Genomic DNA, 25,404 nt, shown 5'->3' with positions numbered 1-25,404 from the left:
CGGGAGATTCCGGGCCGCGCAAAGATAGTAAAACCGAGTTGGAGTTCATAGACCCAAACGCACAACGATTCAGCAAAACAAGGTAGTGATTTCGTGAAAAATTGGCAACTTAGGCGATTGAAATGGTTCGGTAAATCGGGCGCTAAGCATTGATAACATAAAATTGAAGTCCTTGAAAAAGATTGGTGTGTTTACATCGGGTGGCGATGCTCCCGGAATGAATGCGGCGTTGCGTGCCGTTGTGCGCGCGTCGGTGTATTACGATATAGAGGTGGTGGGTATTTACCGCGGCTTCGAAGGGATGATTGACAAAGATTTTGAACCGCTCTCTGCACGCTCGGTGAATCACATTCTGCCACGTGGCGGCACCATCCTCAAGTCTGCCCGATGCCCTGCATTTATGGAGAAGGAAGGCAGGCAGCGTGCTTATGAGAATCTGCGCAGCGAAGGAATTGATGCGCTGGTTGCCATTGGTGGAGACGGAACCTTTACAGGAGCCATGATTTTTCAAGAAGAGTTCGGATTGCCGGTAATTGGTATCCCCGGAACCATTGACAATGACCTGTATGGAACTGACTATACCTTGGGTTTTGATACGGCCAACAATACAGCTATGGAAGCCATTGACAAAATCCGCGATACCGCCCGTTCGCACAACCGATTGTTTTTTGTGGAAGTAATGGGGCGCGACTCGGGTTTCATTGCCGCCCATACGGGCGTGGCTACAGGCGCCGTAGCTATTGTAGTTCCTGAGCGGGAAATGAGTGTGGATGAACTGGGAGAGATATTGGAACGCAGCAAATCGCACCACAAATCATCGAGTATTGTGGTAGTTGCCGAAGGCGGCAGAACAGGCGGGGCCACCGCACTGGCCGAAAAGATCAAGAGCCGCTATCCTGAGTACGACACCAAAGTGACCATTCTGGGGCACCTGCAACGCGGAGGTTCGCCCACGCTCAACGATCGTTTGCTCGCATCCAAGCTTGGACTGGCGGCGGTTGAGGGTTTACGCGAAGGAAAATCGAGTGCGATGGTAGGACTCATCAACAGTATGGTGGTTTTCACACCTTTTAAGGAGGCCATCTCCGACAAGCTGCGATTGGACAAGGAGTGGCTGAGAATTGCTGATATTCTCTCTACCTGATGGAGCAGGTGTGGGTGATAGATGCGGGTGGAAGCAGTTGCGACTGGTGGCTTTGCACGCGCGAATCAGTAAAGCCTGTGGCCAAAACCAAGGGATTTAATCCCAATTATAATCGGGTGTCAGAGTTTCTTGAAGAAATTGCAGAAATTTCTGAACTCTCATCGTTTCGTGATGCTCAACAGGTGTTTTGGTACGGTGCGGGATGCTCTTCAGAGAGCAACCAGAACAGGATTCGGCAATTACTTTTGCGGCTTGCGCCGCAGGCGACCACAGAGGTGAAAAGCGATTTGTGGGGTGCTGCGAGGGCCTGTTATGAGGGCGAACCGCATATCTGCGCAATTCTCGGAACCGGCTCCAACGCCTGCTTTTTTGATGGCAATACTCTCAGAACCCAGAAACCCTCGCTGGGCTACCTCTTGGGTGACGAAGGCAGCGGCAATCACATCGGGCGCGCAATGCTCAAGGCTTACTTCCACGGCAGTATGCCCAATGAACTGCGGGAATCACTGCGTTCTTTTTCTGACCTGAACCTGAATACTGTGCTTGAGCGGGTGTACAATGCGAACCAACCTGCCGCTTATCTGGCCTCTTTTGCTCCTTTTGCAGCCCAACACCAGGAGAATCCATTTGTGCGAAATCTTCTTCAGAGCGTATTCGACGCGTTTATAGAGCAGTATCTGCTTCCTTTTCCGGAGGTTGGGCAAACCATAGTGTCATGGGTGGGTTCGGTGGCGTACCATTTCCGGGAAACAATTTCACAAAGACTCGATGCATACCAATTGCGGAGAGGCATCTTTGTTGGTGAACCGGGCGAGAGGCTGGCTCAATTTCACCAGCCGGGAAGTTAGCCCAGAAAAACCACTGCGGATATTTCAACATTCACCGATTTGGGCAAAACCGAAACTTCTACGGTTTCCCGAGCGGGGGCTTGTTCATCGTTGAAGTAGCTTCCGTACACGGCATTTACTGCGGCAAAGTTGTTCATATCGCTAAGAAAGATGCTGGTTTTTACCACGTTTTCAAACCCGGCACCGGCCTCTTCCAGTATGGCTTTGAGATTTTGCATCACGCGATGTGTTTCTCCCTCAATGTTGTCGGTTTCCAATTGTCCGGATTCGGGGTTGATTGCAATCTGGCCACTCACAAAGAGCATATTTCCTGCTCTAATCGCCTGATTATACGGGCCTATTGGCGCAGGAGCCTTGTTGGTTTTGATAATTGTTTGCGCCATGGTAGGGTTTGGTTTACCGATGATTGCGTGCTTTGTCAATGGTTCGTCCGATGGTGCGGAGCGCTTTGTCAATGGCGCCGTTGAGTGCTTGCTCTACGTGCGCGGCATTTTCGGTAACGGCAATGGGTTGCATGCCTGAAATCCGTGCTTCCAAAAGACAGCGCTTGTCACCTTCGGCACTGGTTCCTCTTTCGGCGTTTTCATCGCTGAGATGTACTTCAACACGGGTAATGCGATCGCTGTAACGACGAAGTCCATTTTCTACGGCAGCACGGGCTTTGGTTTTGAAATCTTCCGTTCCGTTGATGTTGTTATCGGTATTTACTTTTACTTGCATAAGGTTGATGTAATGTGTGTTAAGTGTGTGGTTTTTCCCGCGAGGGGTGAGCAAAGATAGGGAATATCCCAACTGATTTGCATGTTTTGGCACGAGGTGCAAGTCTAAATTCACGTTCTTTGGCAAAAGTCATAAAGTAAGATAAACTGGAGCCATGGATGTGCATGTTAAATTTTTGGGTGGGGCGGGTACTGTAACGGGATCGAAGTTTTTACTGGAGGTTAACGATTACAGGATATTGGTGGATTGCGGGATGTTTCAGGGTTTGAAAGAGCTTCGCTTGCTGAATTGGGATGATTTTCCTGTGGATGCAACCAAGATAGATGCGGTGGTTTTGACGCACGCACATCTGGATCACAGTGGCTACCTGCCCAGGCTCGTAAAACAGGGCTACGGAGGCCCGGTGTACTGCACCCGTGGAACTGCAGATTTGCTCGAAGTGTTGCTTCTGGATTCTGCTAAACTACAGGAGGAGGAGGCCGAATACGCACACCGAAAAGGTTACTCCAAGCACAAGGATCCCAGACCGCTATACAGTACCGAGGACGTTGAGGCGACTTTACCTCTGGTTGTTCCCTACGCCTATGGCGAGGAAGTTGAAATCAATGAACGGGTGAAGCTCAAATTCTACAATGCAGGTCACATTTTGGGTGCTGCCATTGTAGAACTGACGCTCAGAGGAGACGAGCAGGAAAAGACCATTGTTTTTTCGGGTGACCTTGGGCGTGACTCAGATCCGGTGTTGTTTCCGCCGCAACGTATTCCCAAAGCTGATGTTTTGTTTATAGAATCCACTTACGGGAACCGTGAGCAAATAAGTACCGACATTCAGGAAGAGTTGGGGCAGGCCATCATGCGCGGTTTAGACAGGGGAGGGTGCATCGTAATTCCGGCCTTTGCGGTGGGCAGATCGCAGGCGGTTTTATACTATCTCAATGAGTTGATGGACAGCAAAGAGATTCCCAAACTGCCTATTTACATGGATAGCCCTATGGCCATTACCGCCACTCGAATTTACCTTGAGCACGATAAAGATCACAAAATCAAGCGTGAGCTTTTGGATGTGGACGGAGGATTCCTCACCCTGCACAACCAGCTTCGCGTGGTACGCTCGCACGCCGATTCCATGGCTCTCAACGATATAAAAACGCGTGCTATTATTTTGTCTGCCAGTGGTATGATGACCGGAGGAAGAATTTTGCATCACCTGTATCATCGCTTGCCGCGCGAGGAAGACACCCTCTTGATTGTGGGTTATCAACCCGAAGGTACCCGTGGTAGGCGCATTCTGAAAGGCGAACCCACCATCCGGATTTTTGGAGAGGAAGTAAAAGTAAAATGCCATGTGGAGCTGATTGACGGATTATCGGCCCATGCTGATTGTCGGGAATTGATGCGCTGGATGGGGGCATTTGAAGATTCACCCAAAATGACATTCGTGGTTCACGGCGAGCCCGAAGCCCTCAGGGCATTGCGCATGCGCATTGAGCATGACCTCGGGTGGAATGCAATCGTTCCGGAATACCTGGAGCGATTTGTGCTTTTCAAGGGAATTTGAACATCGTTGCAGCCTTCATTTTGATTACTTTTGCACCGCTTTTTCGGTCGCGTAGCTCAGCTGGATAGAGCATCTGCCTTCTAAGCAGACGGTCACAGGTTCGAATCCTGTCGCGATCACTTGATGATCAAGCCCCGTACCCAACGAGTTGGGTGCGGGCTTTTTTTCATCCCTGAACGCCAAGCTCGCTTGAGCGTTCAGGGATGAAAAAAAGCCCATTTTGCTCCAACAGGGTTGGAGCAAAATCAGGGATTGATTCCCTTCACGGAGCTGCAAGGATCACGCGAGTAATCCTTTTGCGAGACGCAAACTTGTTTTGCAAGGATCACTCAAGTAATCCTGAAACTACTTTGTGAACGCCAAGCTCGCTTGAGCGTTCAGGGATGAAAAAAAGCCCATTTTGCTCCAACAGGGTTGGAGCAAAATCAGGGATTGATTCCCTTCACGGAGCTGCAAGGATCACCGCAGGTAATCCTGCCGCGAAATGTAAACTTGTTCTGCAAGGATTACGCTTGTAGTTCTGACATGAAATGCTTCTGGTTTTTTCGCCAGGCTCGCTTGAGCGCATGGCTATGAAAAAATCCGTACCATCCCGGATGCCCGGGATGGCGGTTTTGATTCCTTTGTTCGACGTAGCGTCTCGCTACGTCGCAACTTTTTAGGCCTCCGGCCTAAATAAATCCATTACTGTTCGGCGTAGCGTCTCGCTACGCCGAAGTATTCAATTTCTGTTAAGCTGCGCCTTCTCAGGCCTCCGGCCTGAACAAAACAACCCCAAAAACAAAAAAACCGGAGGCCAACGGCCCCCGGTTTTGAGTTGAGTTGAAAAAAGGCAACTGTCAGAGCTTGTAGCCGGCTACGGCTCCATCGCCTCCAACACTGAAAATCTTTCCGGTTACATCATCTACGGCGTAAATCGGTTGTTTTTGGTCGCCCAGCAGGATATGTCCTTCGGCCTCACCCGTGTTTTTGTTCACTTTTACCAAAGCGTTTTGCTTGTCGATGGTTGACATCAATACGAGGAAATCTCGGGAGCCAGCAGTGGCTTTGAGTCGTTCGGTAGCTTGCTGCAGCGATTTTTTGGCAAAATCGGAGGCTGCGTTACCCATTTCTTCATAAGCCATTCCGATTCCCTGAACGAGGGCTCCACCCACGGCATCTTCTTCCGATACAGATGGCGCTGCGGCTTGCAAAGTGGCACCTGCGGCGTAGGCGTTGGCGCCAATGTACGCGGCACGCACGGCCTGAGCAATCAGCAGTGCCCGTTTCAGACCTGATTCACGCGGTGCGGGGAAGTAGGCCTGGTAAACGAGGTCTCCGTTTTTGCTGAATAGGGCAAGGTTTTGCTCCGAAGAAAGCAGGTATCCGTTGTCGCGAACTTCCAATCCATTTGGGTTTTCTTTGCCGTCGAATTTGAGTTTGTCGCTGCTCAGATCTGTGATCGCTGCAGTGTTGGGATTTACTTTCCTCAAAATTCCTCCTTTTGTGTCAAAAACAATGATGTTGCCATCCTCGAGCGCAATCAGGCCTGCCTCGGTGTCAATTGTTTTGGCGAGCAGCAAATCACCGGTGTTCACATCCAGAATGTCCATCGCTTCCGTGGTAACCATGGCAACCCCTTTTGCAGACGGGATGAGGTTGACCAACTGCCCCCCCAATCTTACCGATTTGTCAAAGGCAAGTTCACCGGTAGATGGATTTACTACATTAAAGAAGCTGTTTTTACCCGAAGCAGAAACGGTGAGCAAACCTTGATCGAGTGCCATGTGGTTGTATACACCGCCCTGCAGTTTGATGCCTTTGCCTTTTTTGCCCCATTTTCCTTCGCCGGTTGCGAGGTCAAAAGAATTGATGGTAGTTTTATTACCGTCGTCGGGCATAATCACCACGCCTCTTTGGTAAAAAGCCAGATCGCCAATTTTGCCCTTCATTTCAACAGGGGCCTTCCACATGCGTTTACCGGTACTCATTTTGTGAGCGGTGTAATTGCTTTCAAACACATAGCTGGGTTTGTTGGGGTCTGAACTCGCGTTTCTTTTGGTTTCAGAAGCAACTACGAAAACGTCTTCAGCGGGATTCTCAAAATAACGGATCACAAATTCAACATCCGCAGCGAGTTGTTCTGTAAGACCCTGGAAAAGGGCACCGAGTTCGCCAGCACCTGCCATGGCTTCGCTTTCGGCAGAGGTTGCTTCCTTCCAGATGGTGCTTCCATTCTCACTTTGAATGCGGTGCACATTGAAGATCGTCACTACGAGCATTTCGGTGGGAGAGAACTCGCGGGCTGCAATGATCTTTCCGAACTTCTCATCCTTTTCCCAACGAATTTGTCCGGTGCTCAGATCTACCAGTACCATAGAAGGTTTGTTACCGGCTTTCTTCCCGCTTATGAGAATGCCGTTGGTTCGGTACATCATCTGCTCAAAATCGAGCTCCTCGAAACCTGAAGCCTTGGAGTGGAAGCGTATTCCTCCGCTGAATGGGTCAATAATCCTGATGTCGCCGGCTTTGTTCACCATCAGCAGGGGAGATCCCGGAATTTCGCTGATGTCGGCTTCTTCAAGTCCACCGAGCTCGTTTAAAGACCAGATTTTTTCGCCCGATTCCGGAGCGTAGGAAGAGAGCGATTGGTCAGAAGCTACAAGAAAATTACCCGAAGCAGTGACCATTTGGAAAGAGAGTTTTCCTTCCGGCTGCACAGTCCATGAAGGGCTAAGCTGCGCAGATACCCCGAGGTAGAGCACAGCAAACAAAACGCTTAGTAGGATATTGGATGATCTCATAGAAATACGATATTGATTACGCCGCGAAGGTAAGAAAAGAGCGTGCCAGAAGATGGTTGTGCTGCAAGATTGTCGTAATATTAACGTATTCGTTAATCAGCATACTCATTGAGTGGAGGTCACGGTCCTTTACACTTTCCGCTATCTTTGGCCGCATAGAGTTAGCATGATGAACTTGGCAGGAGTTAAGCGTTGGGTGAAAAGTTTCGCATGGATGCAAAGGCAAGAAAGTGCTGATGTGCTTCGGTACTTCAGTGACGCCAACCATTATTATCTCATGAGCGAAACAAAGCCAGAGGATATTTTCGTGGCGGGCTTTCCGAAATCCGGCAATACCTGGATGCAGCATATGTTGGCTGCCTTGCAATTTGGAATGGATCCTCGCTATGTACCCGACAAATTGGTACAGGAACTTACTCCCGACGTCCATCTCAAACCTTTCTACAAGCGCTACCACACGTTCTGTTTCTTCAAAACCCACGATTTGCCGCGACCTCACATGAAACGGGTTATTCATTTGGTGCGCGATGGCCGCGACGCAATGGCGTCCTTTGGCGCGATGAAACGGGATTTGGGAAGTGTGTATAGTCTGGATGACATGATACTCCGCGGCGAGGGCTTGATCAATGTTCCGTGGTACGAGCATTGCCGCCAGTGGATGGAGAATCCGCACGGAGCTGAGATTATTCTTGTGCGCTACGAAGACCTGCTGGAAAATGCGGCCCGCGAATTAAAACGGATTTGCGACTTTACAGGTCTCGAAAGGAGTGAGGAAGAAATTCAGCGGGTAGTAGACGGCTCTTCTTTTGGAGCCATGAAGAAGAAGGAGCAGGAAAGCGGTTGGGACAATCCGCGTTGGAAAAACCTCAAAACTTTTGTTCGTCAGGGTAAAAAGGGATCTTACCGCGATGAGATTCCGCCTGAATTATTGGCGCACTTTGAGCGGCAGGCAGCACCTTACTTGAAGCATTTCGGATATTCAGTGGAAGAGCAAAGTTGAGTGCAGGCACTACAAAAATTTGCCTTTGTCTTCTCCGAGCCAGCTCAATGCTGATTGATGAAGCAGCATTGCTTTTACCTCATCAGGGTAAGGCATGCTGTGGATGAGTTGGCCGGGTTGCAATTCGCCAAGCGGAAAGGGGTAGTCGGTGCCGAGTGCGATTTTATCTGCACCTACCAGTTCTATGATGTAATCGAGCATTTTGGGATCGTGCACAAGCGAATCAATCCAGAATTTCCCCAGGTACTCACGCGGATTTACGTTGTTGTCAACGGCGCAGAGATCGGGCCTTACATTAAAGCCGTGCTCAATACGGCCTATGGTGGCCGGAAAACTTCCACCCCCGTGGGCAAAAGCAACCCGTAAACCGGGTAATCGCTCAAATACCCCACCAAAAATCATTGAGCAAATGGCCAGTGAACTTTCGGCAGGCATTCCAACCAGCCAGGGCAGCCAGTATTTTTCCATGCGCTCTTTGCCCATCATATCCCAGGGGTGCACAAAAACGGCCATGTCAAGGTTCTGACAGGCTTCAAACACCGGAAAAACATTGGGGTCGCTGAGGTTCCAGTCGTTGATGTGGGTGCCAATCTGAATGCCTTTCAGCCCGATGGACTTGCATCGCTCCAACTCTTTGATGGCGAGGTCCGGTGCTTGCATAGGGAGCGTCCCCAGTCCGATAAAGCGTTTGGGGTATCGCTGCACAATGTCGGCAATGTGGTCGTTCAGAAACATAGCCACCTCAAGCGTATCCTGGGGTTTGGCCCAGTAGCTGAACATCACCGGTACGGTAGAAAGCACCTGCACATCCACGTGCTGATGGTTGCATTCTTTCATGCGCGCCTCGGCATCCCAACAGTTGTCTTCTACTTCGCGAAAAAACTTGTCGTCCATCATCATGCGCGCACAGCAGGGTTTGTGATGATCGAGACGGATAAATCCGCCGTAACCAAAACGCTCCCTGAAATTGGGAATGTTTTCCGGCAGAATGTGGGTATGGATATCTATAGTGAGCAAGGTTCCTCAGGCTGAAAGGGCCAAAGATAGTAAAGCCGGGAGATGTGCCGCTTTTACATTTTCAACCTGCGCTGTGCTACCTTGAGACCAACATTTTCAGATTGGAAGTCTCAACACCGCCTTTCACCGTGATACGGCAGATGTACAACCCGGGTGATAGGTTTTGGATGTCTATCGCAGCAAATTCCGCTTCTATCGAATGACTTGATGCGAGCGCTCCGGTCGGGTTGAATATTTCCACATGCAACAATCCCTGACTATTGGATTGAATGAAAACCTGATCACTTGCGGGATTCGGATAAAGAGTCACCGGGTTTAACTCATTTTTGTCAACACCTACGGTCAACACCTCTATATCCTCCGTCCATTCAGAGCAACCGTCACTCACCCAAACGGTATAAATTCCTGGTATTTCTGCGGTAATGAAGGAGCCGGTGGATGAAAAATCGTCAGGACCTGACCACAGGTATTGATAGACCCCGCTGCCGCCCGAAACAAGCACTTCAATGTCGGGCCCGAATTGATTGATGGTTACCACAAGATCCGGAAGTTGCGTGACGCCGGCATCGTTAATCGTCCATTGAAAATCGTTGATCAGTATTTCGCGATAGGGTTCGCCAATTTCGGTGAAATGCACACCTGCTGCTCCAAGGTTCAGGCCTTGCTGAGGTTGCACGCCAGACCAACCTTCAAGTGTTTTGTTGTAGTTGCAGGGATCGATTCCAGATTCATTCAACATCATTCCGACATTGGTTGTTGTTGATATATCCCACAATCCCAATGACTGGTTAAAAAATGAGGCCCCTTGAAACATACCTTGCATAGATTGCACGTTGGTAACATCCCACTCTTCAATAGGCTGGTTAAACATGCAATTGCTGAACATAAACCCCATGTTTTCAACCGAGGATACATTCCAGCCTTCTATGGGTTGATTAAATGGTGTAATCATCGCTCCAAACTCCCCCAAAAACATTGTGTTCATAGAAGTAACGCTTGAAACGTCCCAGCTTCCTATGGGTTGGTTAAATACCGAATTACAGAACATATTGGTCATATTGGTAACGCTGGAGACATCCCAGGCATCAATGGGTTGGTTAAAAGCAAATGCGTTGTAGAACAAGGAATTCATTGAGGTGACGTTCGATACATCCCAGTTTCCAATAGGTTGATTGAATGTAGATTGCCGGAATAAATTATTCATGTTAGTAACATTTGAGACATCCCATTCAGAAAAAGAACTGTTCACCGCACCTGCATCCATAAATCCCCAAAAAGCCCCATTCATATCTGTAACATTTGATAAATCAGGAGTGTCGGTGGCAGGTATTGACAAAAAGTTACACCCCCTGAATGCAGTGCCAAAACTTTCCCACTGAATATTACCCCATTGCTGTACCTCAAGAATTTTTGATAGGTCTGTTGACGGCTGCCCAAAGTTAATCCGCGGAAAAACTCCTGAGATGCTGATGGTGTATACACCCGGTTCAGGGTAAGTGTGTTCAACCAAAAGTTGGCTTCCAGGCCCCTCATAGGATTCTATCACGCCATCTCCCCAGTCTATTTCAAAATTATAGAAATAGTCAGGGTTGGAAGTGATTTGTGTCTGCACCGGAATCCTCACCGAGTGGTTATCGGATACCCCTAAGTGCTCCGTATTCCATGTCGTTACAAATGCAGACTGGGCTATTGTAAAGCCTGTGAGTAATGTCAGGAAGAATGCGAGTAATGTTTGGCGAATGGAGTGTGAATATTTCAAAGTAAAAATCACTAAAATAGGCATATAAACAAGAAAATAGTTTTCACGGGTCAAACTTAAACCAGATAACACAATGTGTTGAGCCTGTCCCAAAATCATTGGCTCTAATTTGCCCATTTTGACCCATGCAACTGGTATTTATTGAGCCATCGTGATAGGCAAAAGGTATGCTGTAGTTTTCACAATCAACTAAACCAGCGCAGTCGTTAGGTATATTAGGGTCAAAGGTAATGAAGTGGGTTCCTGAAGAGCCATCAAACTCAAATTCAACAAACGCAGGATACGGGTAGCCCGCAGGACAACCTGGAAGATTCTCCATAATTCCTGATGGAATTGAAATAGCCCCTGAAGATTGAGCGTTAGAAGGATTGCAATCATCATCCATGTAGCAAAATAGTTGGACGTTTATCAAATCGCAAACAGAAGTGTTTCTCAAATGAATAGGCAGTTCAGTCGATTGTATTTGCCCCAATACACCCAATGGCGACAAAAAAGTAATAACAGTCATAAACGGAAAAAAATGACTGAGCTTAAGGTCTTTTGAACGGTTGGTCAACATTGGGTTGGTATTCAGGATTGGTTTTTTGATTTAATCCTGGTAAATTTAACAGTTCTTTGAAAGAAAAAGAAGAAATTTTGAATCAAAATTAGGTGTCCGTTGCGTTGCGAGAAAGCTCGGTGTATAAACATTTCAACTTCCGACCTGTTTAGTTGAAATTAGATCCTTTTATATTTTCATGAAATCCCTCGCCATTATCCTCGCCGCAACCCTGGTTGTTTTTATCGTCGCACAAGCATTTATTATGAAAGGAGTATCGCAAACCGAAAAGCACGCCTATGAGGTGCTGGAACAGTGGGGAGAGGTGGAAGTGCGGCGCTATGCAACGGCGCTCTTTTCGTCGGTAGAATTACCCGACAAGCCCTACCGTGAAGTTTCGGGCAGCGGTTTCAGGGTGCTGGCCGGGTATATTTTTGGCGGAAATGAGTCGGGAGAGAAGATTGCAATGACCTCGCCGGTGGTGATGGAATACAGTGATAAGCCCCGTATGATGTTTATGGTGCCATCGGGCTATAACGAAGAGCAGTTGCCTGTGCCCAATGATGAGCGTATTTCCTTTCATCGGGAGGATGCCAGAATCATGGCTGTAGTGCGTTTTGGTGGTTGGGCTGATGACGCGAAAATTGCTGAGCATCGCAGCATGCTTGAAAAAGTGCTGGCAGATAAGAATATCGCACACAATGGTGTTTTTCGGTACATGGGGTACAACCCTCCCTACGAGGTAAGTAATCGAAGAAACGAAGTAGCCGTGCAGCTGGTTGGATACGCGCAACAGGAAGAAATTACCATCAGCGGGCAATAACCAGTCTGCGCGTGGAGCTATGCTGCCCTGAGGTAGAGGTAAGCCGAAGAAGGTACACACCGGCGGGAACTCTGCTAATATCCAGTTCTACTTGCTGATCCAGTGTATTGTGCTGCAATACCAGTGCCCCGCTAAGATTGTACAATTCAACAACGTGCTCCTGCGAACGCGGGTTGCGGAAAAGCATTTGTACCATGTATGAAGCAGGATTGGGGCGCAAGATAAAGCCATCGTCGGGCGCGTGAATAAACTCCACCGAACGAACCTCGGTGTAACCCTGCAAGCCCAACTCCAATCGGTAGTAATTGATTTGATTCTTTGCCGGGTTGGTGTCAATAAACGAAAAGGGTTGGGCAAAATCAGGGCTGCCACAAATGCCGGCGATGTATCCTATTTCAGAAAAACCCGCTCCATCAGTGCTGCGCTCAATGGTAATGCCATTGCATGTATTTCCCCGCGAAATCACCCAACTCAGATAGACCTGGTCATGGTGTTGAAAAACAGAGAAATCATCTAGTATGGGGTGTTGCGCCAGTGCACGTGTCATACCCGCGATCATCAAAAGCCCAATCAACCCCAAGCGGATGAACATTTTCAGTTTACTTTTTAAAACCACCTGTAAAGATAGCAAAAAGTTGAATGGTTTTGTTTTCAGACGCCAATGGTCTGTGCGGTATATCCTTGGCTATTACACCAATAGTGGTTTGAATGAATTTTTGAAGAATGGTGCCTGCTGGAAACTGCCTAAAACTTGGCGCATGGTACGATACGTTTTCTGGGGCGCTTTGGCCGCTGATTGAATTCGTAGTACGCAGAAATTTCGTGCGCTCCACCGCTGTGTCCGGCCAAACGACTGATGGTAAGGTCATAGCTGTATGCAAACCCCAGTCCCTGCGGAAGCTCGTAACCAAAGAGCATTACGATGGATTCATTGTTTTGGTAACCCGGTTGATAGGGCTTCAGAGGTATTCCTCTGTACCAAACCCCAAGGTTGATTCCCCAAATGGTGTACATACCTCCTAAGTCGAGCTGATCCCAGTTTCCTTGTGACTTGTAATTAAAAAGAAAACGAACCATTCTGTTACCCGGTCTTGCGTAGAGCTGATGAAAGGGCAGTACCCAGCCCCCGTGTACAGAGAATTTTGCCGGGAGCCTGTCTTCTGCGCCAAGCAACGATTGGTTGGGTTGGTTGATGTGGTGCAAGGAAACGCCCAGCCACGAATCACCACGGTAGTATAGTACTCCGGCGGAAACATCTCCGAAATGAGTTACCGGGAAGAGGTTTTGAACTTCGTAGCTGGTGCTGGTTTGGTTGATGACCTGATCGGAGAAAAACAGATTGCTGTCGTCAAAACTTCGTTGTCCGTAACCTGCCTGTACGCCCACCGCGAGATGCGATTTTTTGCTGAGCTTAATGTGCTGGCTGTACTGAAAAGCGGCCAGGGTATTGCTCAATCTGTGGGTTCCGGCAACATCCCGAACAAAGGTAATTCCAAGACCTCCGTTTACCCCACCCAAATGAAAATCGGCACCTGCCCCCATTGCCTGGTAGTTGTGCTCAATTCCAGGCCATTGATTGCGGTACACGGTGGATATTCTGTTACCGCCGGTGTGTCCTGCAAACGCCGGATTCAGAAAAAGTGGCGTATTATAGGGTTGAGAAAATTGAACGTCCTGGGCCACCGCCTCATCGGTGAACAGCGCTATAAAAAGCAATATCACAATAAAGCGCATCATCTGAACAGGGTTATGTCGCCTACGCGGGTGATATTTTCGCCATCACTGAAGGTGAATTCAATTTTGTACACGTACACGTCCTGAGGACAAGGCTCGCCTCGGTACGTTCCGTTCCAGCCGAAGCGGATGTCTTTGCTTTCAAATATGAGCTCGCCCCAGCGATTAAAAATGCTCATTCTGAATTGTTCAACATAATCGGCAAAGGGGTAGAAGATGTCGTTGCTGATGTCGGCCGGGTTGTAGTAGCCATTGCCGCCTGTGCCAGGGGTAAATGCGTTGGGAATAATAATTTCATAGACGGGTTTGATGCGAACGCTTCTCAGCAGACTATCAATGCAACCAAAGGCATTTTCAACCACCAGCTTCACACCGAAGTATCCAGTATCCGGATAGTGGTGCAGGGGGTGTTGCTCTTCGCTGGTGTTTCCATCGCCAAAATCCCAGGTCCACGACGTGATGTTTCCCTGACTCTGATCAAAGAACTGAATTTCGGGTTCATCGATTCCCGCCTCCCACGGATTTGCACTGAAGCTTGCCACTGGAGAGGGTCTTACGATAACCAATCCTGAAGTTTCACCCTCAGATTGACAGCCGTGTACACTCGTAACCTGAACGGAAATGGAATAGACGCCGGGAGACTGAAAGGTGTAGTTGAATGGTTGACCACCCACGTTGAGGGCCTCGTCAATAGTCCACAAATATGAATGGCTTTCGGGGTTGTTGTGGGGATCGTGATATACAACTTGGAGGGGGGCGCAACCTTCCTCAATCAGAGGTGGCAGCATGGCCGCAGGCAGCGGGTGCACCACCACCTGGGTAGAAGCATCCAATACGTTGTTGCAAATATCGGTTACCTCAAGGTGATATGTAGTGGTGGTTGTGGGTGAAACTACATGTGGACCAAAGCCGGCAGGTAGAGTGCTCCAACTGTAATGATAAGGCGGATGATTTCCGTTGTAATGAGCTGTAAGAGTTGTGCTTTCTCCAGAACAAATTGCTTGGTTGGGAGTGATTTGCAACAATTCCGGAACGAAATTAATCACCGTAACGGGGAGCTCAACAACAGGGGTTTCACACCCTGATGAATCGGTTACACTTACAGTAATCACCGCACTTTCTGAAAGCTGAACGCTATGCGAGGGAGCATTGCCAAAGTTGTGACTCCATGAAAAGGTGTAGGGCTCAATTCCCCCTGTTGCGTTGGCCGAAAGATTGAAAGAATCGCCGGGGCAAACCAATGTGTCTGAAGTTGCGCTGAGCATCAAGGGCTCCGGTTCGTCAATGAAAAACTCGAGACTATCAGGACACTGATGAATGTCGGTAATGAGTACTGAATACTGACCGGGAGCAAGGTTGGTGGCCTGAGCACCGTGGTTAATTCCATCCGACCATTGATAGAAATAGCCCGGCGAGCCTCCTGTTACCATTGTGTTGGCTGTACCGTTATTCATCCCATGACAGGTTACATCACTCTTTTCGAGAAGGGCAGCCGAGGGCAGCGGCCATACGAGGGCAACGAGGTCTGCCGAAACAGCGTTTCCGCAATAGTCGCTCACCTCCACACTGTACGTGGTTGTCTCCCCGGGCTGCACTGCGTGCGGACCAGCCGTAGAGGGAAGTCCGTGGCTCCAGGAGTAGGTATAGGGTGGGTGAGGACCGGGATAGTCAGCGCTTATACTGATGTTTCCGCCCGAACAAACCGGATTGCTCACTTGCGTCATCAACAAGTCACTATCCATCAGTACCACGTCAACGGCAAAAGTGGTAACTCCAGAGATGCACCCATTCTCATCGGATACAAAAAGGCTGAACACTGTGGGTTCCTGAATGGAAGTAGTAACTGACGAAGCGTTGGGCAAACCGTGAGACCAGTGGAAGTGGATGCCGCCGGTGCCACCACCTGTTGTTGCAACGAGCTGTGTTTCTGTATCGGGACATACGAGCGTATCACCGGTCAATTCTACCCAGAGTAAATCAGGTTCTTCAATTTCAATTGAAATTTCTGCTTCACAGCCATTTGCATCCGTCACGGTAACGTCATAAACTCCGCCCGGTAAATTCTGAACCTCATTGCCTGTGGCAGTTAACCCTGTCCAAACAAATGTGTAAGGCTCTGTTCCACCGCTTGTCACAACTGATGCCGTTCCATTAGATGCTCCGAAACAAGTAACATCCTGCACTTCGCCTACAACAAATTCAAGCAATTCGGGTGATGTAATAATGTATTCAATGGATTCTGTACATCCCAGCGCATTGGAGATATGAGCCTGATAGGTTCCCGGAGCTAAGTTGAGAAGCTCCGTTCCGGTGATGTCCTGATTCACCCATTCCACCGTGTATGGCGGCCAGTTGCCGTCAATATCCAGCGAAATGCTGCCGTCATTCAAGCCAAAACACGACACATGCGCAACTTGGGCCTGAACCTCGGCGTTGAATGTTGCAAAGTAAATGGTGAGACTGTCTGAGTTGCCTGGGCAGCCTCCATCCGGATAAAGCGTGTAGGTGAGGGTTACCTGCCCGGCCATCACCTCATCCGGGTGGGGCGCATAACTCGCGTTGGGGTCGCTGTCAGAAGGTATAAAACTACCCGATCCACCGCTCCACAATCCGTTGTCAGTGCCTGAGGTTATAGCACTGAGTTGGGTTGATTCTGTGTCTTCGCAAACTACAAGGTCTTCGCCGGCATCAACTGTGATTGGTAATTCGTAGCTTCCAACCACAAAAGTATAGGAGGCAGGCGGGCAGTCGCTGGTGTCAGTAACCGTTACGTTGTAGGTACCCGGCTCTTCAATCCATACGGTTTCACCGGTATCTCCGGTACTCCAGGTAAATGTGTAAGGAGGAAACCCTCCGTTCCCTACCGCTGTAACATCTGTACCCAATGAGCCGAAACAGATGACGGGATCTTCCGGGGCAATGTTAACCTCCAGCGATTGCTCAAAGTAAACCCTAACAGTATCGCAGTGGGGCGTTACGGCGCACCCTCCGATGGTTTGACCACATACCATAAAATCCACGAAAGGTGGAAAAACAGCCGGGGCGGTTACCGTGGGGTTTTCGCATTGGGTGCAGCTGAGCAGGTTGTTGTAGGTGCCGGGTGCATCGGGTACCACCGATGTCCATTGAATGGTGGAAGGCTCTAGTCCTACCACGTAGATATCTGCCGTACAGCCATCACTGGCAACCTGTGGCGGACCCACCGCGGGCGCAGGCACAGATGTGATGCAATACACATTCTGATTGTTGCCCGGTTTGCAAAAGGTGAGTTGATGAGGTCCGGGGCCGTCCAGACAAAGCACGTTTCCCACAGCCACGGGTGGCCCGCAGTCAATTTGGTAAAACAAAGCACCGGGGGGTACAGCTCCTTCGCAGATATCGAAGATGATTCCTACTGCGTCATCGTGAAGGGTTATGCTGAATGAAATGCATCTGTCAGGATGGCTTGTTCCGCAGCAGTTTCCCAGGCGCTGAACCGATGGGCTTAGGAACAGTCCTCCGGGATCACCGGAAAGGTCCACATCAAAATGAGGCACATTACTGTCGCAATCCTGCGCTACAACAGGGCTATACAAGCTCAAGGAGATTATTGCTATAGCCTTGATCCTAAGTAATATGTGTTGTTTGCGATACATTCCCGGAACATACTTGAGGATTTATACGACAGCGATGGGGCCTGAGTTACCGTTTTTTGATTGATTTCACTTTCCTTGATTGACAGTCAAACCTTCATGAAGCTTATCGAAAAAGAGATACCTTTGAAGCGCTCATGGACGCTATTGCCAATCAATCCGACATTCAGCCCCAATTGCTCACTATTGGGGGTAAAGAGCGTATCTATCTGCCCGACGTGCGTAAAGCGCCGTTTGTGGCACGTGTGGATACGGGTGCCAAAACGTCGGCGTTGCATTGCTTTTCAGCTCATGTAGAAAAAATGAAGCGCAAGGAGGTTCTGTGCGTTCAGTTTTCCAAAAATTCACGAATGGTGGTGCGTTTTCCCAAATTCTCACGGCGTTCGGTTCGAAGCTCCAATGGTCATGTGCAGCAGCGCTTCTCCGTAATGCTGACGGTTGTGTTTGGAGATCAGAAATACCGCACTCCATTTACCCTCACCAACCGCTCGGATATGAATTTTGCAGCTTTGTTGGGGCGAAGGTTTCTGCGCAACCGCTTTCAGGTGGATGTGAGCAAAAGTTACACAGTTAAGACTTCTAAAAAATTGATTGAATGAAAATTGCAATCCTGTCGAGGAACGCAAAACTCTACAGCACCCGCCGATTGGTGGAGGCAGCCCAGGAACTGGGGCATGAAGCCGTGGTGCTCGATCACCTGAATTGTGCCATGATTAAGGAAAAGCAAAACCCCATGGTGTATTTCAACGGACAAAGACTGGAGGGATTCGACGCTGTTATTCCACGAATTGGAGCCTCGGTTACCATGTATGGAACTGCGGTAGTGCGGCAATTTGAAATGATGGGTGTCTTCGCGGCTAACTCCTCCATCTCGATTGTTCGTTCGCGTGATAAACTTCGAAGCATGCAGATTTTTTCGCGGCATGACATCGGCATTCCCAAAACCATTTTTGCCCGTAACCCACGGCAGATTGATTCGTTGCTCAAGGAAATCGGTGGAGCGCCTGTTGTGATCAAGCTGCTGGAAGGAACCCAGGGAATCGGAGTGGTATTGGCCGAAACACGCAAAGCTGCCAATGCAGTGATTGAGGCTTTTCACGGACTCAACGCCAATATGCTCATTCAGGAGTTTATCAAAGAAGCCGGAGGAGCCGATATTCGCGCCTTTGTGGTAGGTGGAAAGGTAGTGGGCTCTATGAAACGCCAGGGTGCCGAGGGCGAGTTTCGCTCCAACTTGCACCGCGGAGGGCATGCAACCCGTATTCGGCTTTCCAAAGAAGAGCGCCAGCTGGCTGTGAACGCGGCCAGGGCCATGGGGCTCAATGTTGCCGGTGTAGATATGATTCGAAGCAACCGTGGACCACTGGTGCTTGAGGTTAATTCATCTCCGGGGCTGAAAGGAATTGAAGAAGCCACAGGGAAGAATATTGCCGGTGAGATCATCCGCTTTATCGAGCAGCAGCGAACGCGCAACAAAAAAACCGATAAGGTAGGTGCCTGATCTGGCTTTCCGTTTCTCATTCGCTAACTTTGTCCAACAAACAAGACAACCATGTCAGACGATAAAAAAGTGATTTTTTCGATGGTGAAGGTCAACAAGACCACACCGGCAGGCAAACATATTCTCAAAGACATCTACCTCTCCTTTTACTACGGAGCTAAGATTGGTATCATCGGTGCAAACGGTGCCGGTAAATCAACCGTGATGCGCATCATTGCCGGAGAAGACCAGCAGTTTCAGGGTGAAGTGGTCTGGAGCGATGGATACACTGTTGGTATGCTCTCGCAAGAGCCGCAACTCGACGACAACAAAACTGTGCGCGAGATCGTGGAAGAGGGTGTTCAGGAAGTAGTGGACGTGTTGAAAGAGTACGAAGACATCAATATGAAATTTGGTGATGAAGAGGTGCTCAACGATCCCGACAAAATGCAAAAACTCATTGACCGTCAGGCTGAAGTGCAAGACAAAATAGAAGCCCTGGGCGGATGGGATCTCGACCACAAATTGAGCGTGGCCATGGATGCGTTGCGAACCCCCGAAGGTGATACCCCCGTGAAGAATCTCTCCGGAGGTGAACGTCGTCGGGTTGCTTTGTGCCGTTTGCTGTTGAAACAACCCGATGTGCTACTGCTGGACGAGCCTACCAACCACCTCGACGCCGAGTCGGTAGATTGGTTGGAGCAGCACCTTGCACAGTACAAGGGAACGGTGATTTGCGTTACCCACGACCGCTACTTCCTCGACAATGTGGCCGGCTGGATACTGGAACTCGATCGCGGAGAGGGCATTCCGTGGAAAGGAAACTACAGCTCATGGCTCGATCAAAAATCCAAGCGACTGGCTCAGGAAGAAAAGCATGCCAGCAAACGCCGCAAAATGCTTGAGAGTGAATTGGACTGGGTGCGCACCAATCCCAAAGGGCGTCACGCCAAGAACAAGGCTCGTTTGAGTAACTACGAGCAAATGCTCAACGCTGATGTGAAAGAGAAAGAAGCGCGACTCGAGCTGCCCATTCCCAATGGTCCGCGATTGGGTTCAGAGGTCATCGAAGCCGTGGGGCTCACCAAGGCCTATGGCGACAAACTGCTGTATGAAGACCTCAATTTCAGACTTCCACCGGCCGGTATTGTGGGTGTAATAGGCCCGAACGGAGCAGGTAAATCCACTCTTTTCAAAATCATCATGGGCGAAGAAAAGCCCGACGCCGGACATATTAAAATAGGCGAAACCGTGGAAATTGCCTACGTAGATCAGACCCACAAAGATCTTGACCCGAATAAATCCGTGTTCGACGTGATTTCCGGAGGAAACGAGATTATTGAAATCGGCGGAATGTCTATCAACTCCCGGGCATACGTATCGCGTTTCAACTTTCAGGGCTCTGATCAGGGCAAAAAAGTTAGCGTATTATCAGGTGGTGAACGCAACCGCCTGCACCTGGCCATGACATTGAAACAAGAAGCCAACGTGTTATTGCTCGATGAGCCTACCAACGATTTGGACGTAAATACGCTGCGCGCACTGGAAGAGGGGATATCCAACTTTGCCGGCTGTGCAGTGGTCATCTCTCACGACCGCTGGTTCCTGGACCGCATCTGTACCCACATTCTCGCATTCGAAGGCAATTCGTCTGTGTACTTTTTTGAAGGCACTTATAGCGAATACGAAGAAAACCGCAAAAAACGCCTCGGAGATTTGGTGCCTCAGCGCATCAAGTACAAGAAGCTCGTACGCGGATGATTTGGGTGCGAAACATCGGAGTGCTGCTATTGATCGGCTGGTTTGCGTGGCTTGTTTACAGGCAGTTTTATAGGAATAGGTGACACAAAATCAAATAATAGCATAAAATGGACAAGATTTTTAAAGACAAGGTAGCTATCGTTACAGGTAGCACATTTGGAATTGGTAAAGCCGCAGCCATTGCGTTTGCTGAACGAGGCGCTAAAGTGGTGTTGTCAGACTGGATGGAGGATGTTGAAACCGGTGCCAAAATTAAAGAGTTGGGAGGGGAATCCATCTTTGTTCAGTGCGACGTGTCGGACGAAGAAGCTGTAAAAAACCTGGTGGCTCAAACCATCAAACATTTTGGCAGACTTGATTTTGCTTTCAACAACGCCGGAATTGAAGGAATGCCTGGCCCCGCTGCTGATTGCACCACAGATAACTGGGATAAAACCATCAATATCAACCTTAAAGGAGTGTGGTTCTGCATGAAGTACCAGATTCCGGAAATGTTGAAAACGGGTGGTGGCTCCATCGTCAACAACGCATCCATTGCCGGACTGGTTGGTTTTAGTGGGATGCCCGCTTATGTGGCCTCCAAACATGGTGTGGTTGGACTCAGTAAAAATGTAGCATTGGATTATGCAAAAGAGGGGATTCGTGTGAATACTGTTTGCCCGGGCGTCATCAGAACGCCTATGATTGATCGTTTCACAGGAAACGACAAGGAAGTAGAAAAGCAGTTTGCGGAAAAGAAGCCCATGGGAAGAATCGGCGACCCTGAAGAAGTTGCAGAAACCGTGATGTTCTTGTGTTCAGATGCTGCATCCTTCATTACCGGACAGGCTTTGGCCGTGGATGGGGGCTGGACGGTGCAGTAAACCTTTAATACCCAGGAGCCCTCAAATCGCTTTCATCCAGCCTGTGGACACGTCTGTTATGGGCTGAAATCAGTTTCTTGTAGTCAGGCCGATAAACTTTAGTTGGTTGATTTCCCATCTGAAGGAGGAGGTTCATTAAATCAAATGCAACTTTTGTTACCGCTTTTCACGTACAGAATTGACCAAAGTCATTTTCCGATTCATCGGTAAAAATGTAAATTTGGCGACAAAACTAACCGAGGTGTAGTTGAAAGCTTGCTGAGTGCCGACGAAAGGAAAACCTGACAATGGTGCACAACCATTTCGTTTACTTCACGTCTGTCCAAACAAGTGCCCAGTCCAAACTGCATTATCAATTATCAAATCAAATGAACCAAACCTCTACCATGAAAACTGTAATGAAGAATGTACGGAAACTCTGGCTGCTTCCGCTTTTGATGATTGGAAATGTACTTCAGGCGCAGGAGCACACCGTTGCCAGAGAATGGAACGAAGAGTTGCTTTTCGCCATAACCAACGACGTTGCAAGGCCAACTGTGCACGCCCGCAACCTTTTTCACATAAGTGCTGCCATGTACGACGCCTGGGCCGCCTACGATCAAAATCACGATTGCTGGCTGCTGGGGCAAACCCGGGGCGAATACACCAGTGTTTTTAATGGTGTAGCCATCCCCGAAGATGCAGAAACGCTGAAGGCATATCGCGAAGAAGCCATCAGTTTCGCAGCCTATCGTATGCTGTTTTTTCGCTTTCAGAATTCTTTTGCATTCTCATTCATGATGCCTCGTATCAATGCATTAATGGATGAAAAGGGCTACAACCGTTTCAATGCATCTGCCGATTACATCAATGGTGGCCCTGCCGAATTGGGTAACTATATTGCCCAGCAGATGATTGCTTTTGGACAGCAGGACGGCTCAAACGAACCCAATGATTTTAACAATCAGTTTTATGTGCCTGCCAATGATTCTATTCTGGTAGATTCGCCCGGTAACCCTACTTTGTCTGACCCCAATCGGTGGCAGGCGATTAGCTTGGCAACAGGTCAGTTAGGTCAAGCTGGTGACACGCTCACTGAAACGCCTCCTCACCTGAGCCCTGAATGGGGTTATGTGGTGCCTTTCGCCATGACAGACGCAGACAAAGTGATTTATGAGCGAGATGGTTTTGAGTGGCCTGTTTATCATGACCCCGGACCGGTTGCACTTATTGATACCACTGAGCATATTGGTTTGGAGAGCCAATATAAATGGGGTTTTACCATGGTTTCGGTGTGGCAGTCGCACCTCGACCCCGATGACGAAACTATGTGGGATATATCGCCGGGAGGAATGGGGAATGTTGATTATCAGTACCCTCAGAGTTGGGAAGAGTACGCAGACTTCTACAACTTTTTTGAAGGTGGCGACCCGGGTCAAGGGCACCCGGTAAATCCCGCTACTGGAATGCCTTATGAAGCACAAATCGTAAAGCGCGCTGATTACGCACGTATTTTGGCAGAGTATTGGGCAGATGGCCCCGACTCCTATACACCTCCCGGACACTGGTATGAGATCATCAACCGTGCGCTGTTTGATCATCCTGATTTTGAATATAAATGGATGGGTGTGGGCGAAGAACTTGACAAGTTGGAATATGAAGTGAAGATGTATTTTGCCCTGGGAGGAGCCATGCATGATGTTGCTGTTTCTGCGTGGAGCGTAAAAGGATATTACGACTACCTGCGCCCGGTTTCTGCCATCCGTTGGATGTGCGAGCGCGGACAGTGCACCGACTCTATGGCAAGTAATTACCACCCTGCGGGAATGCCGCTTATCCCGGGATATGTTGAAACCGTAGAAGAGGGAGATCCACTGGCTGGCGACAACAACGAACACCTAGGTAAAATCAAATTGTACACCTGGCGAGGCCCTGATTACATTACTTACACTGGTTCATTCTCCACCCACCCGATTGATTATGCCGGAGTAGGATGGGTTCTGGGTGAAAACTGGTGGCCATACCAGCGCCCATCGTTTGTTACTCCTCCATTTGCAGGATATGTGTCGGGGCACTCCACTTATTCGAGTGCAGCTGCTTCGTTACTGGAAATGATTACGGGCGATGCGTACTTCCCGGGAGGAATGGCCGAATTTGTGGCCGAACAAGAAGAATTTCTTGAGTTTGAAGTGGGGCCCAGTGAAACCATCAAGCTGCAATGGGCTACCTACCGCGATGCGTCCGACCAATGCAGCCTCTCCAGAATCTGGGGTGGAATTCACCCACCCGTGGATGATATTCCCGGGAGGTACATGGGAATGGTTATCGGGCCCGACGCGGTGAATTTCGCGAACTCATTGTTTAATACCGATCGTCCCGCAGTGGAGAATGTCACCCCCAATCAGCCAGTATACAACATTGAGGATATTGGCTCTACTCTTACATTGAGCATTGCCTATGACCAGGAAATGGACACCAATGTGCTTCCTTCTGTTGAGTACATGGAAGACAACCCACTGGAAAACAGCCTCAGCTTTATCTCTGCGGAATGGGTGAATAGCAACATGTACGAAATTCAATACGAAGTCCTCAACGGAAATGAGAAACTCGACAATATCATAATCCGCATTGACGATGCCACCAACGAAATGGGTAACGTGCAGAATGTGTTTTTATCGTCGCACCCCTTTATCATTGATACAGATCGACCTGTGATAACCAATGTGGCGCTGAACCAAATGCTTCTGAACGACCAGTTGGCAAACCAGGGCAACTTTGTGGTAACAATTACCGTCAATGAGGCTTGTGATACCGGGGTGATGCCGGTTATTGAATTTATTTCATCGGCTGATTTGAGTGAAACACTCATCTATTCGGAGTCCAACAGCCAGTGGATCAATACAACCACTTTCGAAGCTCATTTTGAATTCAATGACAACAACGAGGAAATTCAGGATATCGGTATCCAAGTACTCGGTGTGTTGGATGCGGCAGGAAACGGGCAGGAGCCTTTTGAAACGCTGGATTTGTTTAGCATTGATACAAAAAATCCTTTGTTGGACGACCTCGTTGTAAACGATGCTGTACTGAATATCCAGGCAATCAACAACAATGCACTGTTTCTCGATTGGTACTTTGATGAGCCCATGAATACTTCGCTTACCCCTTCGTTCAGCTTCCCCAACGATAATCCTATGGGAACATCGCTGACATTGAACAACGTATCAACAGGTTGGCAGGGAACTGAGGGCAATCACTACAGGATGGCTTTTAACCTGCTTCCACCGGAGAACGAGTTTTTCGATATTGTACTTACAGTGTCCAACTTCCGCGATTTAGCGGGTAATAACCTGATGGAAACAACCTACGATGACCTTTTTATTATTGATACCAAAAGGCCGAGTGTTACGGAGTTGCAGCCTTCTTCGGCAATCATCTCCGATAGTGATGTAGGCTCCTCTGGCTTTCAGGTGCTCATTGCTTATGACGAGCCCATGAACCAATTGCAGAATCCTGTGGTTAGCCTCTCGGCAGACGTAACAATATCCAACTCAGTTAGTTTTAATTTCATTGCCAGCGAGTGGGTAAACGACTCCACCTTTGAAGCAAGGTTCAACGTAACCGACCAGAATGTTGAAGTGGAAGATATTAACATTACAGTAGGCTTTGCGCAGGATGCCGCCGGTAATTCACAGAATTCACTGACCCTCGAAGACTGGATTGACCTCGATACGCGCAATCCGGAGCTTTTGGTGCTGAGCGCCA

General features: G+C 48.9%; 19 protein-coding genes and 1 tRNA gene. 11 read left to right on the top strand and 9 right to left on the bottom strand.

Annotated features, from left to right (window positions below; translation table 11 throughout):
* Positions 1–157: 157 nt before the first annotated feature.
* Together pfkA and EA392_10415 are read left to right on the top strand one after the other, a co-directional pair.
* Complete coding sequence (gene pfkA / locus EA392_10420) at positions 158–1,144, top strand: 6-phosphofructokinase (GenBank protein TVR38299.1); 987 nt, start codon at positions 158–160, stop codon at positions 1,142–1,144.
* Positions 1,144–1,992 (top strand): hypothetical protein, encoded by an 849-nt coding sequence (locus EA392_10415; protein TVR38298.1) that lies wholly within the window; start codon positions 1,144–1,146, stop codon positions 1,990–1,992. Before pfkA ends, EA392_10415 begins: the two co-directional genes overlap by 1 nt.
* On the opposite strand, the gene EA392_10410 is transcribed toward EA392_10415, so the two are convergent.
* Positions 1,989–2,375: a RidA family protein gene (locus EA392_10410; GenBank protein TVR38297.1), complete on the bottom strand. Its 387-nt coding sequence runs from the start codon at positions 2,373–2,375 to the stop codon at positions 1,989–1,991. The genes EA392_10415 and EA392_10410 overlap by 4 nt on opposite strands.
* 13 nt (positions 2,376–2,388) lie before the next feature.
* On the bottom strand, positions 2,389–2,712 hold the full coding sequence (locus EA392_10405; GenBank protein ID TVR38316.1) for a hypothetical protein: 324 nt from the start codon (positions 2,710–2,712) through the stop codon (positions 2,389–2,391).
* A gap of 154 nt (positions 2,713–2,866) precedes the next feature.
* Between EA392_10405 and EA392_10400 the strand changes: the two genes are divergently transcribed.
* Together EA392_10400 and EA392_10395 are read left to right on the top strand one after the other, a co-directional pair.
* On the top strand, positions 2,867–4,270 hold the full coding sequence (locus tag EA392_10400) for an MBL fold metallo-hydrolase (GenBank protein TVR38296.1): 1,404 nt from the start codon (positions 2,867–2,869) through the stop codon (positions 4,268–4,270).
* Between the two features lie 45 nt (positions 4,271–4,315).
* Positions 4,316–4,389, top strand: a tRNA-Arg gene (locus tag EA392_10395).
* Positions 4,390–5,109: 720 nt separating this feature from the next.
* Here the strand turns inward: EA392_10395 and EA392_10390 are convergent.
* Positions 5,110–7,053, bottom strand: a complete 1,944-nt coding sequence (locus EA392_10390) for a hypothetical protein (protein TVR38295.1) — start codon at positions 7,051–7,053, stop codon at positions 5,110–5,112.
* Between the two features lie 166 nt (positions 7,054–7,219).
* Between EA392_10390 and EA392_10385 the strand changes: the two genes are divergently transcribed.
* Positions 7,220–8,053: a sulfotransferase domain-containing protein gene (locus EA392_10385; protein ID TVR38294.1), complete on the top strand. Its 834-nt coding sequence runs from the start codon at positions 7,220–7,222 to the stop codon at positions 8,051–8,053.
* A 9-nt stretch (positions 8,054–8,062) separates the two neighbouring features.
* Here EA392_10385 and EA392_10380 read toward each other — a convergent pair whose 3' ends face one another.
* The 3 genes from EA392_10380 to EA392_10370 all read right to left on the bottom strand — a co-directional run bounded on the left by EA392_10380 (position 8,063) and on the right by EA392_10370 (position 11,210).
* Complete coding sequence (locus EA392_10380; GenBank protein ID TVR38315.1) at positions 8,063–9,055, bottom strand: amidohydrolase; 993 nt, start codon at positions 9,053–9,055, stop codon at positions 8,063–8,065.
* Between the two features lie 91 nt (positions 9,056–9,146).
* Positions 9,147–10,946: a BspA family leucine-rich repeat surface protein gene (locus tag EA392_10375; protein TVR38293.1), complete on the bottom strand. Its 1,800-nt coding sequence runs from the start codon at positions 10,944–10,946 to the stop codon at positions 9,147–9,149.
* A 72-nt stretch (positions 10,947–11,018) separates the two neighbouring features.
* Positions 11,019–11,210 carry a hypothetical protein gene (locus EA392_10370; protein TVR38292.1) on the bottom strand — a complete coding sequence of 64 codons (192 nt, stop codon included), beginning with the start codon at positions 11,208–11,210 and terminating at the stop codon, positions 11,019–11,021.
* 356 nt (positions 11,211–11,566) lie between these two features.
* On the opposite strand from EA392_10370, the gene EA392_10365 reads away from it, so the two are divergent.
* Positions 11,567–12,190, top strand: coding sequence for a heme-binding protein (locus tag EA392_10365; GenBank protein TVR38291.1), 624 nt, complete (start codon positions 11,567–11,569; stop codon positions 12,188–12,190).
* Here EA392_10365 and EA392_10360 read toward each other — a convergent pair.
* The 3 genes from EA392_10360 to EA392_10350 all read right to left on the bottom strand — a co-directional run bounded on the left by EA392_10360 (position 12,177) and on the right by EA392_10350 (position 17,559).
* Positions 12,177–12,782, bottom strand: a complete 606-nt coding sequence (locus tag EA392_10360; protein TVR38290.1) for a T9SS C-terminal target domain-containing protein — start codon at positions 12,780–12,782, stop codon at positions 12,177–12,179. The genes EA392_10365 and EA392_10360 overlap by 14 nt on opposite strands.
* A 152-nt stretch (positions 12,783–12,934) precedes the next feature.
* The gene (locus tag EA392_10355) at positions 12,935–13,927 is read right to left on the bottom strand and encodes a type IX secretion system membrane protein PorP/SprF (protein TVR38289.1); all 993 of its coding nucleotides are present in this window, start codon (positions 13,925–13,927) and stop codon (positions 12,935–12,937) included.
* Positions 13,924–17,559, bottom strand: a complete 3,636-nt coding sequence (locus EA392_10350) for a PKD domain-containing protein (protein ID TVR38288.1) — start codon at positions 17,557–17,559, stop codon at positions 13,924–13,926. The genes EA392_10355 and EA392_10350 overlap by 4 nt, the downstream gene beginning before the upstream one ends.
* Before the next feature lie 134 nt (positions 17,560–17,693).
* Between EA392_10350 and EA392_10345 the strand changes: the two genes are divergently transcribed.
* The 5 genes from EA392_10345 to EA392_10325 all read left to right on the top strand — a co-directional run.
* Positions 17,694–18,155: a hypothetical protein gene (locus EA392_10345; GenBank protein ID TVR38287.1), complete on the top strand. Its 462-nt coding sequence runs from the start codon at positions 17,694–17,696 to the stop codon at positions 18,153–18,155.
* On the top strand, positions 18,152–19,057 hold the full coding sequence (locus EA392_10340) for a 30S ribosomal protein S6--L-glutamate ligase (protein TVR38286.1): 906 nt from the start codon (positions 18,152–18,154) through the stop codon (positions 19,055–19,057). The genes EA392_10345 and EA392_10340 overlap by 4 nt, the downstream gene beginning before the upstream one ends.
* Positions 19,058–19,108: 51 nt before the next feature.
* The gene (ettA, locus tag EA392_10335; GenBank protein ID TVR38285.1) at positions 19,109–20,797 is read left to right on the top strand and encodes an energy-dependent translational throttle protein EttA; all 1,689 of its coding nucleotides are present in this window, start codon (positions 19,109–19,111) and stop codon (positions 20,795–20,797) included.
* Between the two features lie 107 nt (positions 20,798–20,904).
* The gene (locus EA392_10330; GenBank protein ID TVR38284.1) at positions 20,905–21,660 is read left to right on the top strand and encodes an SDR family oxidoreductase; all 756 of its coding nucleotides are present in this window, start codon (positions 20,905–20,907) and stop codon (positions 21,658–21,660) included.
* Positions 21,661–22,028: 368 nt separating this feature from the next.
* Positions 22,029–25,404, top strand: a 3,376-nt coding sequence (locus tag EA392_10325; GenBank protein ID TVR38283.1) for a hypothetical protein, incomplete at its 3' end; no start/stop codon positions are given.

It is taken from the genome of Cryomorphaceae bacterium (assembly GCA_007695365.1).
GTDB lineage: Bacteria > Bacteroidota > Bacteroidia > Flavobacteriales_D > SKUL01 > SKUL01.
This window is presented reverse-complemented; position numbering and strand designations above follow the sequence as displayed.